Origin of the sequence: Brevundimonas sp. (assembly GCF_047617075.1) — a bacterium.
GTDB lineage: Bacteria > Pseudomonadota > Alphaproteobacteria > Caulobacterales > Caulobacteraceae > Brevundimonas.
Map to the genome: position 1 here is coordinate 265745 of NZ_JBLGCI010000003.1, position 16241 is coordinate 281985.

The 16241-nt window shown below is 70.1% G+C and carries 13 protein-coding genes; 9 read left to right on the forward strand and 4 right to left on the reverse strand.

Annotated features, from left to right (window positions below; translation table 11 throughout):
• Positions 1–41: 41 nt before the first annotated feature.
• The 6 genes from ACI8U3_RS04850 (at position 42) to ACI8U3_RS04875 (ending at position 8817) form a co-directional block, all read left to right on the forward strand.
• The gene (locus tag ACI8U3_RS04850; RefSeq protein WP_415013736.1) at positions 42–2204 is read left to right on the forward strand and encodes a prolyl oligopeptidase family serine peptidase; all 2163 of its coding nucleotides are present in this window, start codon (positions 42–44) and stop codon (positions 2202–2204) included.
• Between the two features lie 83 nt (positions 2205–2287).
• Positions 2288–3037 carry a DUF1223 domain-containing protein gene (locus tag ACI8U3_RS04855; RefSeq protein ID WP_415013737.1) on the forward strand — a complete coding sequence of 250 codons (750 nt, stop codon included), beginning with the start codon at positions 2288–2290 and terminating at the stop codon, positions 3035–3037.
• A 130-nt stretch (positions 3038–3167) separates the two neighbouring features.
• Positions 3168–3923 (forward strand): hypothetical protein, encoded by a 756-nt coding sequence (locus ACI8U3_RS04860; RefSeq protein ID WP_415013738.1) that lies wholly within the window; start codon positions 3168–3170, stop codon positions 3921–3923.
• A gap of 13 nt (positions 3924–3936) precedes the next feature.
• Positions 3937–5676, forward strand: coding sequence for a CHAT domain-containing protein (locus ACI8U3_RS04865; protein ID WP_415013739.1), 1740 nt, complete (start codon positions 3937–3939; stop codon positions 5674–5676).
• A 5-nt stretch (positions 5677–5681) separates the two neighbouring features.
• Positions 5682–7991 carry a caspase family protein gene (locus ACI8U3_RS04870; protein ID WP_415013740.1) on the forward strand — a complete coding sequence of 770 codons (2310 nt, stop codon included), beginning with the start codon at positions 5682–5684 and terminating at the stop codon, positions 7989–7991.
• A 31-nt stretch (positions 7992–8022) separates the two neighbouring features.
• On the forward strand, positions 8023–8817 hold the full coding sequence (locus tag ACI8U3_RS04875) for a TIGR00730 family Rossman fold protein (RefSeq protein WP_415013741.1): 795 nt from the start codon (positions 8023–8025) through the stop codon (positions 8815–8817).
• Here ACI8U3_RS04875 and ACI8U3_RS04880 read toward each other — a convergent pair.
• Positions 8808–9290: a GNAT family N-acetyltransferase gene (locus ACI8U3_RS04880; protein WP_415013742.1), complete on the reverse strand. Its 483-nt coding sequence runs from the start codon at positions 9288–9290 to the stop codon at positions 8808–8810. The genes ACI8U3_RS04875 and ACI8U3_RS04880 overlap by 10 nt on opposite strands.
• A gap of 4 nt (positions 9291–9294) precedes the next feature.
• Positions 9295–10374: an oxidoreductase gene (locus tag ACI8U3_RS04885; RefSeq protein WP_415013743.1), complete on the reverse strand. Its 1080-nt coding sequence runs from the start codon at positions 10372–10374 to the stop codon at positions 9295–9297.
• Between the two features lie 68 nt (positions 10375–10442).
• Between ACI8U3_RS04885 and ACI8U3_RS04890 the strand changes: the two genes are divergently transcribed.
• The gene (locus ACI8U3_RS04890) at positions 10443–12011 is read left to right on the forward strand and encodes a carboxylesterase/lipase family protein (protein ID WP_415013744.1); all 1569 of its coding nucleotides are present in this window, start codon (positions 10443–10445) and stop codon (positions 12009–12011) included.
• A 182-nt stretch (positions 12012–12193) separates the two neighbouring features.
• Here ACI8U3_RS04890 and hslV read toward each other — a convergent pair whose 3' ends face one another.
• Positions 12194–12751: an ATP-dependent protease subunit HslV gene (gene hslV / locus ACI8U3_RS04895; RefSeq protein WP_415013783.1), complete on the reverse strand. Its 558-nt coding sequence runs from the start codon at positions 12749–12751 to the stop codon at positions 12194–12196.
• A gap of 118 nt (positions 12752–12869) precedes the next feature.
• On the opposite strand from hslV, the gene ACI8U3_RS04900 reads away from it, so the two are divergent.
• Together ACI8U3_RS04900 and ACI8U3_RS04905 are read left to right on the forward strand one after the other, a co-directional pair.
• A complete protein-coding gene (locus ACI8U3_RS04900) occupies positions 12870–13283 on the forward strand; it encodes a BLUF domain-containing protein (protein ID WP_415013745.1) in 414 nt (137 codons plus the stop codon).
• A 57-nt stretch (positions 13284–13340) separates the two neighbouring features.
• Positions 13341–14108, forward strand: coding sequence for a HesA/MoeB/ThiF family protein (locus ACI8U3_RS04905; RefSeq protein ID WP_415013746.1), 768 nt, complete (start codon positions 13341–13343; stop codon positions 14106–14108).
• Here ACI8U3_RS04905 and ACI8U3_RS04910 read toward each other — a convergent pair.
• Complete coding sequence (locus ACI8U3_RS04910) at positions 14075–16150, reverse strand: prolyl oligopeptidase family serine peptidase (protein WP_415013747.1); 2076 nt, start codon at positions 16148–16150, stop codon at positions 14075–14077. The genes ACI8U3_RS04905 and ACI8U3_RS04910 overlap by 34 nt on opposite strands.
• Between the last annotated feature and the right edge of the window lie 91 nt (positions 16151–16241).

The following is a 16241-nucleotide window of genomic DNA, read 5'->3' on the forward strand; positions in this document are numbered from 1 at the left end:
GGCTGTTCGGCAAAAACAGAATAATACGGAGCGTAACGTCCATGAACCGACTGATCCTGTCCGCCGCCGCCTCGGCGCTGATGCTGGGCGCCTGCGCCACAGCTGGCGCCCAGGAGCGTCCGCCGCACCTGCCCGCCGACCTGTCGCCGGAATCGGTGGCCTCCGCCGACGAGTTCATTTGGCTGGAGGAGGTTCAGGGTGAGCGGGCGCTGGCGTTCGTGGAGCAGTCCAACACCCGCGCCCTGTCGCGGCTGGAGGGCGACCCGCGCTACGAGACCTTCCGGCGCGAGGCCTACGCCATCCTGTCCGCCCAGGACCGGATTCCCACACCGCAATTCCAGAGCGGCGGCCTGGTCAATTTCTGGCAGGACGACCAGCATCCCAAGGGCATTTGGCGGCGCACGACGCGCGAATCCTACGCCTCGGGCAACACCGAATGGGAGACCATTCTGGACATCGACGCCCTGGCCCGGGCCGAGGGCCGTGACTGGGTCTGGAAGGGCGCCGGATGCCTGGCGCCCGACGAGCGCTATTGCCTGGTGAACCTGTCCAACGGCGGTCAGGACGCGGTGGAGGTCCGTGAGTTCGATACGCAGACCGGCCAGTTCGTGGAGGGTGGCTTCCGCCTGCCCGAGGGCAAGCACCGGGTGACCTGGCTGGACGCCGACACCCTGCTGGTGGCCACCGACTTCGGCGACGGCACCCTGACCGAGAGCGGCTATCCCTACATCGTGCGCGCCTTGTCGCGCGGCCAGTCGCTGGATCAGGCGACGGAGATCTATCGCGGCGAGCAGGGTGACGGCGGCTATGGCGTCAGCCCCTCGGTCTATCGCGGACCCGAAGGTCAGGTTGAGGCGGTGATCATCACCCGCCCGCTGGACACCTTCAACGCCGAGCGCTGGCAAGTGGTGAACGGCCAGGCTGTGCGCCTGAACCTGCCGTCCAAGGTGGACATTCACGGGACCATGGGCGACCGGCTGATCCTGACGGCCGAGGAAGACTGGACCTTCGGCGGCCATGATATCGAGACCGGCGATCTGGCGGCCATTCCGCTGGCCGCCCTGCGCGCCGATGCAGCCCCGGCGCTGCCCGCCTCGCCGGTGATCTTCGCGCCGAGCGACCGCCAGTCGGTCAACGGCGTGGCCATCACCAACGGCCATGTGGTGGCCAGCGTGCTGGACAACGTCTCCGGCGGGCTGATCCGCTTCGCACCGCGCGACGGCGGGTGGACCCAGACCGCCCTGCCCACGCCCGACAATGTGTCCGTCAGCCTGGTGGACGCCAGCCGCGCCCATGAGGACATGTTCTATTACGTCCAGGGTTTCCTGACCCCCTCGACCCTGTCCCAAGCGGATGTGGCGAGCGCGCGGTCGGAAATCCTGCGCGAGAGCCCGGCCCGCTTCGACGCCTCGACCCATGTGGTGGAGCAGCACTCGGTCGCCTCCACCGACGGGACCGAGATCCCCTACTTCCTGGTGCGCCCGCGCGATCAGGCCAATGACGGCTCCGCCCCGACCATCATGTTCGGCTACGGCGGTTTCAACATCCCCATGCTGCCCGGCTATGCGGGCCAGCTGGGCAAGCTGTGGCTGGAGGAGGGCGGCAGCTATGTGGTGGCCAACATCCGCGGCGGCGGCGAGTTCGGCCCGGGCTGGCACCAGGCGGCCCTGAACGAGAACCGCCAGCGCGCCTTCGACGATTTCGCGTCGGTGGCCAGGGACCTGATCGACCGGGGCGTCACCTCGCCCGATCATCTGGGCATCTATGGCCGGTCCAACGGCGGGGTGCTGACCTCGGTGGCCGTGACCCAGAACCCGGACCTGTTCGACGCGGCGGTGATCGAAAGCCCCCTGATCGACATGCTACGCTATCACGAGATGCCCGCCGGCGCCTCATGGATCGGCGAGTACGGCGACCCCCGCATCCCGGAGGAAGCCGCCTGGATCGCGGAATACTCGGCCTATCAGCAGCTGCGTCCCGAGGTGGACTATCCGGTGGTCTACATCACCACCAACACCCTGGACGACCGGGTGCACCCGGGCCACGCGCGCAAATTCGCCGCGCGGCTGGAGGCCCAGGGCCACGACCACCTCTATTTCGAGGACACCTCGGGCGGGCACAGCTATGACGCCGACCCGGCCGCCAACGCGCGGCGCTGGGCCCGGCACTATGTCTATTTCGCCCAGCAGCTGATGGACGACTGACCGCTGCGTCCGATCACGCGCACGGGAACGGGTTCACGCCAAGTTGAGTCCCGTTTCCGGACGCCTGGACTAGGGTGCGCGCCATGAAGGGCATCCGGGATGTGATATCGGGCGGCGCAGCTGCGGCCGTCTTGATCGGCGCGGCGTCCGCAGGCGCGCAAACGGCCTCCGCCGGGTCGGGGTCGCGCGCCGGGACGCCTGTGGAGCCCGTGGTGGTGGAGCTTTTCACCGCCCAGGGCTGCTCCGGCTGTCCGGAGGCCAACGCGCTGCTGGAGGGGCTGGCGGACCGGCCCGGCGTGATCGCCCTGACCTATGCGGTGGATTACTGGGACTATCTGGGTTGGCCCGACACCTTCGCCCGGCCGGCCTTCGCCGAGCGTCAGCGCGCCTATCAGGAGCGGCTTAGGCTGCGCGACGTCTATACGCCCCAGGTCATCATCGACGGCGCCCGCCAGATGCCCGGGGCCCGCAGTCAGGACATCCAGTTGGCCGTGGATGAAGAGGCCGAGCGCCGCATCTGGATGCCCGAGGTGGAGTTCCGCGAAACCGGCGACCGGGTGGGTGTCGGGTCCGGTCGTGCGCCCGAAGGCGGGGCGGACGTCTGGCTGGTGCGCTACCAGCATGGCCCCCTGATCGTCGAGGTGGGCGAAGGCGAGAACCGGGGCCTTGAGGTGCGCCACGCCAATGTTGTGCGCGAGATCGTCAATCTGGGCGAATGGCGGGGACGGCCGATCCTGCTGGACCTGCCCGAGGCGCCGGTCGGTGATCTGGGCATGGCCGTGCTGGTTCAGGCCCGAGACGACGGCCGCATCCTGGCTGCTGCGGCCCAATAGGCTGACCGCCTCCGTCATATTCGATCAGTGGCCCCACCGGAGCCCCCGCGCCAAGGATGATGGCTTGTGGGCGGTCGGGCTTTTCGGATTCGACCCCCGGCCAAATTTCTGATCGAGTCCGGTTCGGCGAGTGAGCCATCGGTCGGGGGATCATGTGTTCGAAGAGCTGAGACCATCACGCCAGACGACGCGCCCGCTGCTGGCGATTGTCACCGCGCTCGCGGTGCTGTCGCCGGGAGCAGCCGGGGCCGACAACCCTCAGGCCCGTGCGGTGGAGGCGGCGTCGCCGGGTGTCGAGGCGGCGGCCATCCATCAGGCCGTGACGGCCGCGCGGCTCGCCGCCTGGGGCCGCAAGGCGGCGGACGCCCAGGCGCTGATCCTAGCCGCGCGCATGCTGGCCGAGATTCCCTTCCGGTCCGCGGATTTCGCAGCTGAGCCCGGCGCCGCGGCGGCGCCGGGCACCCCGTCGGACGCGCCTGCTTTCACCGTGGCCGGCCTGCTGGACGAAGCCGAGACTCTGGCGCGGGGCGACGGTCAGACCCTGGCCGAGATCGAGGCCGTTCGGGCGGCGGCGGCGCGAGGGGTGGCCAACTCCCCGTTTGGACAGGGTCCGATTCTGGCCCGCAGGGACGTTCAGGCGCGCCAGACCTACTGGTTCGAGGCTGACGCCAAAGGCGGCGAAATCCTGCGTGTGGCAGCCATCGGCGACGGCGATACGGACATCGACATGGTGGTGCGCGGCGCCGATGGCCGTGTGCTGTGCGAGGACGGCGCCTACGATCACTTTCCGGTCTGCACCCTGACGCCCGGCGAGGACCAGCGGCTGCGTGTCGAGATCATCAATCGCGGCGCGGTGTGGACCCGCGTCCGCATCCTGAGCAACTGACGGGGGCGTCGCAATGACCGGACAAGGCATAAGGGGCTGGGCGCGGGCGGCGGCGATGGGCGCTGTGCTGATGCTGGGCGTGGCCACGGGCGGCTCGGCGCGCACCGACGAGGATACCTATGAAAGCCTGCGCGCCGAAGCGTTCGAGGCGGCCCAGTGGGCCATCGCCTCGGACGCCGCCGACGCCCTGGCCAAGGTTTCCGCCCGCTTCGCCCAGGGCGACGACGCCATCGGCCGTCTGGCCGAGGACCGGGAGGGCCTGATCACCCGCCGCGACCGGCTGGAGCACGAAATCGAGCGGCTCTACGCCCTGGATGACGAGTCATCACGCGCCCGGCGCGAGACCGCGCGGACGGAATATGACGCCGTGCTGGAACGGCTTCGCGCCGTGGATGAGGAGATCGAGCAACGCTTTCCCGCCTACGCCGACCTGACCAGCCCGCAGGCGCTGAGCGTCTCGGAAGCGCAAGGTCTGCTGCGGGAGGACGAGGGCCTGCTGCTGGTGCTGGTGAACCCCGAGGCCGCCTATGTCTGGGCCCTCAGCCGCGACCGGGTCGAATGGGCGCGCTCGGAAAGCCTGGGGCAGGACGAGATGGCCGCCGCCGTGGCGCGCCTGCGCGCGTCGCTGACCACCACCGCGGCGCGGGGCCAGCCCTATATCGATCCGTCCCTGTTGCAGGACCAGACCGACACGGCGTTCGACCGGGCCGAGGCGCACCGCCTCTACCAGAAACTGATCGCGCCGGTGGAGGCCGTATTCGAGGGGCGCTCGACGCTGATCACCGTGACCTCGGGCGACCTGTCGGCCCTGCCGCTGGCGCTGCTGCCCACAGAGGCGCCGGATGGAGCCGACGATTCCGCCGCCGCCCTGGCCGCCACGCCGTGGCTGATCGACCGCTACGCCCTGGCGGCCCTGCCGTCGGTGTCCAGCCTGACGGCGCTGCGCTGTCATCTGGTGTCCGACCCGGCCCTGCGCAGCGCCGGCTGTCCGCCGCTGCCGGCCGGCGCCGCGCGCCCTCAGGCGCAGACGGGCGAACGCATCGAGCTGGCCGCCTTCGGGGCGCCGATCCTGTCGGGCGGCGCGGTGGGCGCCGCCCGCGGGGCGCCCCCGGCCGGCGATCTGATGAGCGACGGTCCGCTGGCCGACGTGGAGCGCCTGCGCGCCCTGCCCGCCCTGCCCGGCTCGCAGGCAGAACTGGAGGCGCTGCAGTCCCGCTATCCCCGCAGTCTGGTGCGCATGGGCGAAGCCGCCACCGAGACCGCCGTGCGTCAGACGGACCGTGAGGCCCTGTCCCGCGCCCGCTTTGTCGTCTTTTCCACCCACGGCCTGCTGGCCGGGTCGGATCAGGCCGAGCCGGGGCTGGTTCTGACCCCGCCCGCCGTCGGTACGGCCGAGGACGACGGTTATCTCAGCGCCTCCGAGGCCGCCGAGCTGCGCCTCACGGCCGATTTCGTGGTGCTGTCGGCCTGCAACACCGCCGCATCGGACGGCCAGCCGGGCGGTGAGGGCCTGTCGGGTCTGGCGCGAGCCTTCTTCTATGCGGGGGCGCGATCGCTGGTGGTGTCCCACTGGGAGGTGTCCGACGCTGCCACCACCGAGCTGATGACCCGCACCTTCGCGGCGCTGGACGACGCCGATATCGGCGAGCGGGCCCGCGCGCTGCGGGAGGGCATGCGGGCCGTGCGTGACAATCCCCGATGGGCCCATCCGGCCTACTGGGCGCCGTTCACCCTCGTGGGCGAGCCGGGCTGACGGCCATGGGCGGACGCAGCGGAATCCTGTCCTGGCGGTTCGCGCGGTTGCTGGTCGTGATTCTGCTTTTCATGGGCGCGGTGAAGGGACTGTCGGCCATGGCGGCCACACCCGAGCCGACGCCGCCGCGCATCCTGGCGGTGCTGGTGGGGGTGTCCGACTATGGCGATGATCCGCTGGGGCTGGGCGACCTGTCCGGGCCGCGCAACGACGCCCTGCTGATGGCCGACGCGCTGATCGACCGGGGCGCCGCGCCGCACGACATCGCCTTGCTGACCAGCGCCGCGCCGTCCGCCTATGCATCGCGCCACGGGCTGAGTCCCACGGCGACGCCGGACCTGGCGGCCATCCGCGTCGCACTGGACGCCATGATCGATGAGGCGCGACCGGGCGATCAGGCGGTGATCCATCTGGCCGGTCACGGCTGGCGCCAGCGGGAGGCCATCAGCGGCTCGGAGCTCAGCGGTCTGGACGAGGTCTTTCTGCCGCAGGGCTACGGCATCATCGGCGAGACCTATGACCGGGTGCGGCTGGATCCCCTCGCCGGCGTGCTGACCGACAACGAGATCGGTCGCTACATCGACCGGCTGCGTGGCCTGGGCGTGGATGTGGTTTTCATCGGCGACTTCTGCCACGCAGGGGACGCCACGCGGGGGCGGCCCGACTTCAGCGGCGCGCGCCCGGCCCCGAGACTGGATGTGAGCGAACCCGACCCCGTCGGCCAGCGCCGCATCGGGTCCTACGCCGCCTTTTTCGCGGCGCCGGCGGGTGACCGGGCCATGCAGGGCCTCGCGCCTATCTGGGCCGATCCGTCGGCGCGGGCGCCCCACGGCCTGCTCAGCGTTTACATGGCCGCGGCCCTGTCCGACCCGACCGCCGCCACCTGGGCCGACGTGGCCGCGCGGGTGCAGGCCAGCCTGATCGAACACGATGTGCGCGACCGGGCCGTGCGGCTGGATGCGCCGGCCCAGTTCGAGGGCCAGCTGGATCAGCCGGTTCTCGGGCGCGCCGCCGGTGAGACCCCGCTGTGGACCGTGCTGAAGCCTGCCCTGCGCGTCAGGGACGGGCGGGCGTCGCTGGACGGGCTGATGCTCAACGCCGGCGCCTTGCATGGTTTGACGGACAACAGTCTGGTGGCCCTGTCGGAGACCCGTGACGGCCGCGAACGGGTGGTGCTGTACGGCCGGGTGGCGGACACGGGTCCGGCGCGGGCCCGTCTCACGCCCGCCAACGGCCCGGAGGCGACGATCGCCGACTGGGCCGATCTGCGCACCCCAGAAGGACGCCCCTATACCGACGAACGCCTTTGGACCGTGCGGGTGGTGGAGCGGGGCGCGCCGCTGACCTTCCGCGTGGCGGCGGTCCCCTCGTTCCCGCGCCGTCATCCGGTTGACGGCATTCTGGCCAGTATCGCCGACGATATCGGCGTGGAGGCGGTCGGCCCGGAAGACGACGCCCATCTTTATCTGCACGACCAGAGCCGGGTCATCATCCTCTCGGAAAGCCCGGACCCCTTTGCCGCCGAAGCCCAGTTGGGCGAAATCGACATGACGGCATTTTACCGACTGCGTCTGGATCAGGGTGGTCCCCGTCGCCGTCAGGCGATCGCAGAGGCCGTGCAGCGCGCGGCCAGGGCGTGGCGGGTGCGGACTCTTCTGGCCACGCTGGATCAAGGCGCAGAGGCGGACACCGCCGGGCTGACCACCGAACTCTACCTTTGGCGACCGGAACATGTGGGCCGGGGACGCTGCCCGCCCTATCATCCCGGCCACCGGGGCCTGACCGACACCCCGCCGGCCGACGCCGTGCCCTTCGCCGCCCTGGGTCTGGACGCAGCCCAGCCGCCGGTGCTGCAGCCCTGCGACGTGATTTTCGCCCGCATCGTCAACACCGGCCAGACCACCGTTGACGTGACGCCCCTGTCCCTGTCGCCGGACGGGACCATCTGGGCCCTGCCGTGGATGGATGGGCGCCCCGCTGTGCGTTTCGAGCCGGGCCGCGCCCGCATGACGGCCGTGCAACTGGACGCCGCCGACCAACTTCGCATTCCACGCGAGGAAATGGCCGTGATCGCCGTGCTGGCGGACCGTCAGGGCGGGGCCCCGGCCAGCTTCGCCCGCCTGGCCCAGCCGGGAGTCGGCCGCCTTGGCGATGACGGGCGGACGGATCCGACGCGTTCGGACGAAACGACGTCGCCGCTGCTGGCGCTGCTCGAGGAGGCTGGTTCAGGAAGGGTCCGTTCGGCCGCCGTGCCGGTCGCGCCCGGGAACGTTTCGGTGAGCCGCTTCTCGTGGCGGGTGGAAGCATCGGACTAGCAAGCCCCCCGCCGCCTGCTAGTTTGCGTCCATGACCGATCAAGACGCTCCTGTTTCCCACGGCCGCTCCAACGCCGAGCAGATGGCCGCGCCCGCCTATCGCCTGGCGGCGCTGGATCAGGATTTCATGCTGGGCGATTCCATGCGCGGGGTGCGGTTCCAGCTGGAGTACGCCAAGGCCGAGGAGCATCTGCGGGCGTGGGGCGTGCGCTCCACCATCGTGGTGTTCGGCAGCGCCCGCTTCGGCGAGAACGGCGATGGGCGCCACGGCCACTGGTACGAGCAGGCGCGGCTGTTCGGGCGCATCGCGTCGGAGCGCGGCGGCGCCCTGTGCGACGCGGGGGGCGTGCGCGACAACGTCATCGCCACCGGCGGCGGCCCGGGCGTCATGGAGGCGGCCAATCGCGGAGCCATCGAGGCGGGCGCGCTCTCCATCGGCTTCAACATCACCCTGCCCCATGAGCAGGAGCCGAACCCCTGGACCACGCCGGACCTGACGTTCCGCTTCCACTATTTCGCCATGCGCAAGATGCACCTGGCCATGCGGGCCAATGCGCTGGTGGTGTTCCCCGGCGGGTTCGGCACCCTGGACGAGATGTTCGAGCTGCTGACCCTGCGCCAGACCGGCAAGGCGCCGCCCATCCCCATCGTGCTGTTCGACGAGGCCTATTGGCGCGCGGTGATCGGCTTCGACACCCTGGTCGAGCACGGCACCATTTCGCCGAAGGATCTGGAGCTGTTCCGCTTTGCGGACGACGCCGAGGCGGTCTGGGCAGCGCTGCTGGACGGCGGCGTGCGCCCCCACCACGACATCGCTCAGCCCTGAAGCGTCAGCTCCATCCACACATCGCAGCGGGCGTATGCGGTGGGCTGGGCGGCCATGTGGCGAAAGCCGTGCGCCTCATAAAGACCGATGGCGTTTTTCAGGGACGAGTTGGTCTCGATGTACAGGCGCGGCGCGTTCAGATCGCGCGCCAGTTCGACGGCGGCGGTCATCAGGCGCTTGCCGATGCCGCGCCCGCGCACGGTCTCGTCCACCGCCATCTTGGCCAGCTCATAGCCGCCGTCGGCCATGGCGATCAGGGCGCAGCAGCCCACCGGCCGCCCGTCGATCTCGGCCATCAGGATGTGGCCGCCCGGATCGAGAATCTGGCCGACAGGATCGTCCAGCACGAGGCGGTCCTTGGGCTCGATGACGAACAGCCGGGCGATCCACGCCTCGTTCAGGGCGGTCCAGGCCGGGGCGTGACGCGGCTCGAACGGCGCGACGACCACTTCGGAGACGACGGCGTCGGACATGGGATCAATCCTCCAGAACCACTTCGCGGCGCTCGCGCGCGCTGATCAGCCCCGTCTCGATCACGTCCATCACCTCCACGGCCTGATAGAGGGGCACCGGCCGCATGTATTCCGGGATGGAGTCGCAATAGCCGAGCCAGGTCTCCTGCACGCCGCGATACAGCGCCAGATAGTCGCCGGGCGGTCCCTGGACAATCTCCTCAACACGGCGGCCCTGCTCGTCGATGGTGGTCAGCACGCCGGGACGTGGATCGACGCCCCAGCCGGGCGAGCCGGGAACGACGCCGGCCTTCAGCGCGTCCTCCTGCGGATCCAGACCGTGTTTGACGAAGCCCCCCGTGTCGCTCTCCACCACGAAGCGCAGGTCGCTGGTGGAGGTCATGTCGGCATGCAGGATGGCGCGCCTCTCGCCCTCGAAGCGCATGACCACATGAAACCAGTCGTCGGCGCCGCCGCCGGGACGCACCGTGGCGATGTCGGCGGTCAGGGCGATGGGCCGGCCCATGAAGTTCAGGGCCTGTTGCACCAGATGGGGGCCCAGATCGTACCAGATTCCCGCCCCCGGCCCCGGCCGTTCGCGCCAGCGGTCCCGCACCTGCGGCCGGAACCGGCTGAAGTGGCTCTCGAAGCGGGTGATGCGGCCCAGACGCTTCTCACGGATCAACTGCCGGATGGTCAGATAGTCCGCGTCCCAGGCCCGATTGTGAAACACGGTGATGAAGCCGCCCCTCTCCCGGATCAGGTCCTGAAGGTCCCACGCCTCGTCGAAGGTCAGGGTGAAGGGCTTGTCCACCACCACCGCCATGTCCGCCTCGATGGCGCGGCGGGTCAGGGAGGCGTGCAGATGGTTGGGCGTGGCGATGACCATGACGCCCAGCGACCGGTCCGCGATCACCGCCTCCACATCCGGGACCACGCGCACGTCCGGCAGGTCGGCATGGACGGCCTCGGGCCGACTGGAAACCACGGTGTGCAGATTAAGGCCGGGCGTGGCGCGGATCAGCGGCGCGTGAAAAACGCGGCCTGCATAGCCGTAGCCCACCAGGGCGACATTGATCGGACGGACATTGACGGATGCGGTCATGGGGCGAACAGTGGCGTCAAGACGCGGCCGACGCCAGAGCCGCGCGTGACCATGACCGGAGGAAACCCATGACCCTGACCCGACGCGGCCTGACCGGAGCGGGCGTCGCCGCCGCCGCCATGGCGGCCTTCCCATCCGGCGTCCACGCCCAGGGCGCCCTGCCCGCCGTGCGCACCACCCACGGTCCCGTCATCGGCCGGAGGGACAGCGACGTCTCGGTGTTCAAGGGTTTGCGTTACGGCGATGACACCGGTTACCGCCGTTTTCTACCACCGCAACCGCCCCGCCCCTGGACCCGCCCTGCGGAGGCGTTCGACTACGGCGCGGCGTGTCCCCAGCGGGGCGACGAGCCGAACCAGTCCGAGGACTGCCTGTTCCTGAACGTCTGGACGCCGGGCACGGACAACGCCCGACGGCCGGTGATGGTCTATATCCACGGCGGGGGCTATTCGACCGGGTCGGGCTCGGACCCGCTGTACGATGGAACGCGGCTGGCCCGGCGCGGCGACGTGGTGGTGGTGACGGTCAACCACCGGCTGAACATCTTCGGCTACGGCGCCTTCGCCCGGGTGGCGGGCGAGGGGTTCGAGGACTCCGGCAATCTGGGCCAGCTGGATTTGGTGCTGGCGCTGCATTGGGTGCGGGACAACATCGCGGCCTTCGGCGGCGATCCGGACCGGGTCATGCTGTTCGGCCAGTCGGGCGGCGGGGCCAAGATCGCGACCCTGATGGCCATGCCCGCCGCCGACGGCCTGTTCCATGCGGCGGCGACCATGAGCGGGCAGCAGGTGACCGCCTGCGGCCCCATGAACGGAACCGTCCGGGGCCTGGCCATGATCGAGGCCGCTGGCCTGACGCCCGGCGCCGCCCAAGAGCTCAAGACCCTGCCGGTGGAGCGCCTGCTGGCGGCGTCTGCGGCGCCGGACCCGGTGCAGGGATACGGCCGGATCAATTTCGCCCCGCTGCTGGATGGACGCAGCCTGACGCGCCACCCGTTCTATCCCGACGCCCCGGCCCGGTCGGCGCACATCCCCATGATCATCGGCAATACCCGCGAGGAGACCCTGGCCTTCATGGGCAATGACCCGGCCAATGCGGGCCTGACGTGGGAGACCCTGCCCGCCCGGCTGACTCCCGACGTCATGCGCATCGACATCGCGCCGGAAATGGTGATCGCGGGCTATCGCCGCATGAGGCCGGACTGGACCCCAGACCAGGTGCTGATCGGCGCCACCACGGCGGGCCGCTCCTGGCGCGGAGCGGTGATCGAGGCGCAGTTAAGGGCGGCGCAGGGCGCGCCGACATGGGTCTATCAACTGGACTATCCGGCGACCCTGCCGAACGGCCGAACGGGCGCCTTCCACACCGCCGACATCGCCTTGGCGTTCGACAACGCAGCGCGGTCGCAGGCGCACGGACCGGGGGCGCAGACAGTGTCGAACGCCATGGCCGACGCCTTCATCGCCCTGGCGCGCAGCGGCGATCCGAACCATGCGGGCCTGCCGCAGTGGACCCCCTATGGTCTGGAGAACCGCGAGACCATGCTGTTCGACGTGGACAGCCGCATGGCCAACGATCCGCGCGGCGACGAGCGGGAATTCTTCGCCCGCATCCCGTACATCCAGCCGGGGACGTAGGGCCCCTCTCCCAATGGGAGAGGGCTGCGCGCAGCGGGATGCGAAGCAGACCGCTCCTTTGCGCGCAGGGTGAGGGTCGGGCGCTGGCCGCCTGACACGCGACCCTCATCCCCCGCGCCAGAACCTTCGCGCTCGCGCGCTCCGGTGCGCGGGTCCCCCTTCTCCCAACGGGAGAAGGATCGTCAGAGAGTCTCAACCGTCAGATTGCCGTTGGTGTAGACGCAGATGTCGGCGGCGATGGCCATGGCTTTGCGGGCGATCTGTTCGGCGTCCATGTCGGTGTGGTCGCTGAGAGCCCGGGCGGCGGCGAGGGCGAAATTGCCGCCCGAGCCCACGGCGGCCACGCCGTGTTCCGGCTCCAGCACGTCGCCCACGCCAGTGACGGTGAAGATGGACGAGGCGTCGGCCACCAGCAGCATGGCCTCCAGCCGCCGCAGATAGCGGTCTGTGCGCCAGTCCTTGGCCAGGTCCACGCAGGCCCGGGCCAGCTGGTCGGGATACTGCTCCAGCTTGGCTTCCAGCCGCTCGATCAGTGTGAAGGCGTCGGCGGTGGCGCCGGCGAAGCCCGCCAGCACCTTGCCGCCGGCCAGCACACGCACCTTGCGGGCCGCACCCTTGACGATGGTCGGCCCCATGGAGACCTGGCCGTCGCCGGCGATGACGGTGCGGCCGTCCTTGCGCACCGCGATGATGGTGGTGCCGTGCCAGTCGGGAAAGGCGCTCTGGGGCGCGGTGTTCATGCTCATGGCCATGGAAATGGCGGTTTGGGCCTTCGCGATCAAGCCGCCGAGGGTTCTGTTAAGGATATTCCCCTAGCGATTGCGACACAGTTCCAGTTTCAGTGCGTCAGGAGTACCGATGACTCAGCTTTGCCGAGCCATCTACATCAGTCAGGCCGTGGGCAATGCGGGGTCGAACCTGCTGTCTGTGGCGGAAATCCTGGGGGTGTCGGAGCGGAACAACCGCCGGGACCGACTGACCGGCGTGCTTCTGTCCCATGACGGCTGGTTCCTGCAGGCGCTGGAGGGATCGCGCACCGACATCGAGCGACTGCTGACCCGTCTGCACAAGGATCCCCGGCACAAGAACATCCGCATGCTGGGGTTCGACCCGATCACTGAGCGGTCGTTCTCGGACTGGAGCATGGGTCAGATTCTGGTCACCCCGCGCATCGCGCCGCTGGTGTCGCGCCAGCCCCTGGACGCCCTGACCGCAGCCTCGGCCTTCGCCCTGCTGGTGGCGGCGGTGGCCCAGGCCGGCGCCCAGTCCTGAACATCGGCCGGGTCCTGCGAAGGTGATTTCCGCCGCCCGGCGCGCTACATCACCGGCGTGAGCTTTTCCCCCGACGAGGTCGAACGATACGCGCGCCATCTGGTGCTGGCCGAGGTCGGCGGGCCGGGGCAGCAGGCCCTGTCGCGCGCCCGGGTTCTGATCGTGGGCGCGGGCGGCGTGGGGGCGCCGGCGGCCCTGTATCTGGCGGCGGCGGGCGTGGGCGCCGTCACCTTGATCGACCAGGATGTCGTAGCCCTTTCGAACCTGCAGCGGCAGGTGCTGTTCGCCACCGCCGACATCGGCCGGCCCAAGGTCGAGGCCGGCGCGGCGCGGCTGACGGCCCTCAATCCGCACGTGACCGTTCAGGCGCTGGGCCAGCGGATCACGGCGGACAACGCCCGCGATCTGGTCGCCGCCCATGACCTGGTCATCGACGGAACCGACGATTTCGCGACGAGGCTGATCGTCAGCGACGCCTGCGTGGCGGCGGGACGGCCGCTGGTCAGCGGGGCGCTGGGGCGCTGGGACGGTCAGGTGGGGGTGTTCGCCGGACGACCCTGTTACCGCTGTCTGGTCAGCGAGATCCCGCCCGACGCTGAGACCTGCGCCCGCGTGGGCGTGGTCGGCGCGCTGGCCGGGGTGATCGGCTCCATCGCCGCGCTGGAGGCCGTCAAGCTGATCACCGGGGCGGGCGAGCCCCTGACCGGGCGGCTGATGATCTTCGACGGGTTGAAGGGATCGGCCCGCACCGTGGCGGTGGGCGCCGATCCGACCTGTTCCGCCTGTTCAGATCAGGCGAAGGCGCGCGAGAACAGCGCCACATAACGCTCCATCAGGTCCTTCTCCACGTCGTCCTCCCAGTCGGCGTGGCCGGCGCCGGGCACCTCCACATACTCCACAGGCTTGCCTGCCGCCTGCAGGGCGTCGTTCATCCCACGGGACTGATGCACCTGGACGATGGGGTCGTCGACGCCATGCACCAGAAGGACGGGACAGGCGATCTCGGCCGCCCGCAGGCGCGGCGAGGCGGCGGCGATGGCGTCGCCGTCCGTGCGGGGATCGCCGATCCGGCTGGTCCAGTAGTCGTAGACAAACCCGTCGGCGCTTTCGTCGTCCCGCCGCTCATAGGCCAGGGCGTCGCCCAGATCACCCAGACCGCAGATGGAGATGGCTGCCTTGTATAGGTCCGGCCGCCGCACCGCGCCCATGAGCGCGGCGTAGCCGCCATAGCTGGTTCCCATGATCCCGACCCGGGCGGCGTCCAGCCCCCGGTCGCGGATAATCTGGGCCAGGGCGTCCTCCACATCCTCCTGCATGCGATCGCCCCAGCGCTTCCAGCCCTGGCTGGCGAAGGCGAGGCCGTAGCCGCCTGAGCCGCGGAACTGCGGCTGGACGACCCACCATCCCTGGGCGGCCAGGACCTGCGCCTGGCGATCCCAGCCCAGCACGTCGCGGGACTCGGGGCCGCCATGGACCAGGGCGATGACCGGACCCGGCGCGCCTCCGGGAGGCGCGGTCACATAGGCTTCAATGGAGGCGCCGTCGCGGGTCGCCACTTGAACCGCCTCGGCCGGGGCCAGGCGGCGGGTGTCGAGCAGGGTCCGGGCGCCCAGATATTCGAAATGGCGAGCCGCCTTGTCATAGAGATACCAGCTGCCCGCGTCTCTCGGCCCGCTGGCCCTGATGATGAAGCGGTTGTGTGCGGCGTCGGCATTGGCCAGCACCACATTGCACTCATTGCCGAAGAAGCCGTTCATGGCGCGGTGGTGCGCACCGAGATCGGAGTCGACGAAGTCGTACTCCAGCCGCGGGGCATAGAAGGCCGCCGCCATGTAGCGGCCCCGTGCATCCACCAGGCTGGCGGACACATCCAGGCCCGCGCGGCTGGCCATCGGCGGCCCATATTCGAGGGTGTCGAGATTCAACTCCCTGACCGCCAGAACATCCTCGTCTTCAATCCGCGCCGCGACGAGGGCGTGGCCGGCGCGCTCTGCGGCGCCGATCCAGATGAAGTCGGCGAGGGCGACTTGGGCGGTGGGCTGACGCCAGGCCCGGCGCCAGCGTCCCTCCCCATCCGGCCGCACGAAAATGTTGATGACGGAGCCCCGCGTGCTGATGTCGCGGCGCATGACGGGTACGCCGTTGATCGTGGACCAGTCCAGGGTCAGCTGGCTGCCGCGCTCCACCAGATCGGCGCGGCCGGTGTTCACATTGACCCGGTGCAGGGCCATCAGGCCGCTGAACTCCCGGGCGGCCATCAGCACATGGTCGGGATCGTCGGGAAGATAGTCGACGATATGGCCAAGGTTCAGGCTCTCGCGCATGCGCACCCGCTCGTCGCCGAACATCAGGGCCGTTTCGCCCGTCTCCAGATCCATGGAGACCACGCGCCGGCTCTGGAGTTCATAAGTCCGGTTGGCGATGCCGCGCCCCGTCGGCGTGTTGCCGCCCGCCGTCACGGGGATGACCAGCCTCATCATGACCCGCTGCTCGTTGGCCCAGGCCAGGGTCTCCACGTCGAAATCGCCCACGGGAACCCGGCGGCGCGGACCGGAGGGATCGGCCGCCTCGATCAGGTCCACGGCCATGCGCCGGGCGCCGCCCTCGCCGATGTTCAGCAACACGGCCACCCGTTCGCCGGAGGGAGACAGGGCCGCGCCCGCCACCTGGTGGCCCTGGAAGAATTCCGCCAAAGCATGGGGCTGGACGGCGTCCTGCGACCGGGCGTCGCCGGCCGCGCCCAGCAGGACCGCGCCCGCCGCTCCGGCGCCGCATCCCAGCAGGCCCCGGCGGGTGAGGCCCTCGCGCAGGGCTTCGATCCCGGCGTCCCTGAACGGGCCGCTCGGTGCGCTGATCCTGACTGTCATGAAGCCCCCCGGCTCTACACGCCGGCACGCGCCGACAACCTGAAGTTCAGCCGGGGGAACCGCTCCGGTCAACTGGAAAGCGGCCTTGCCG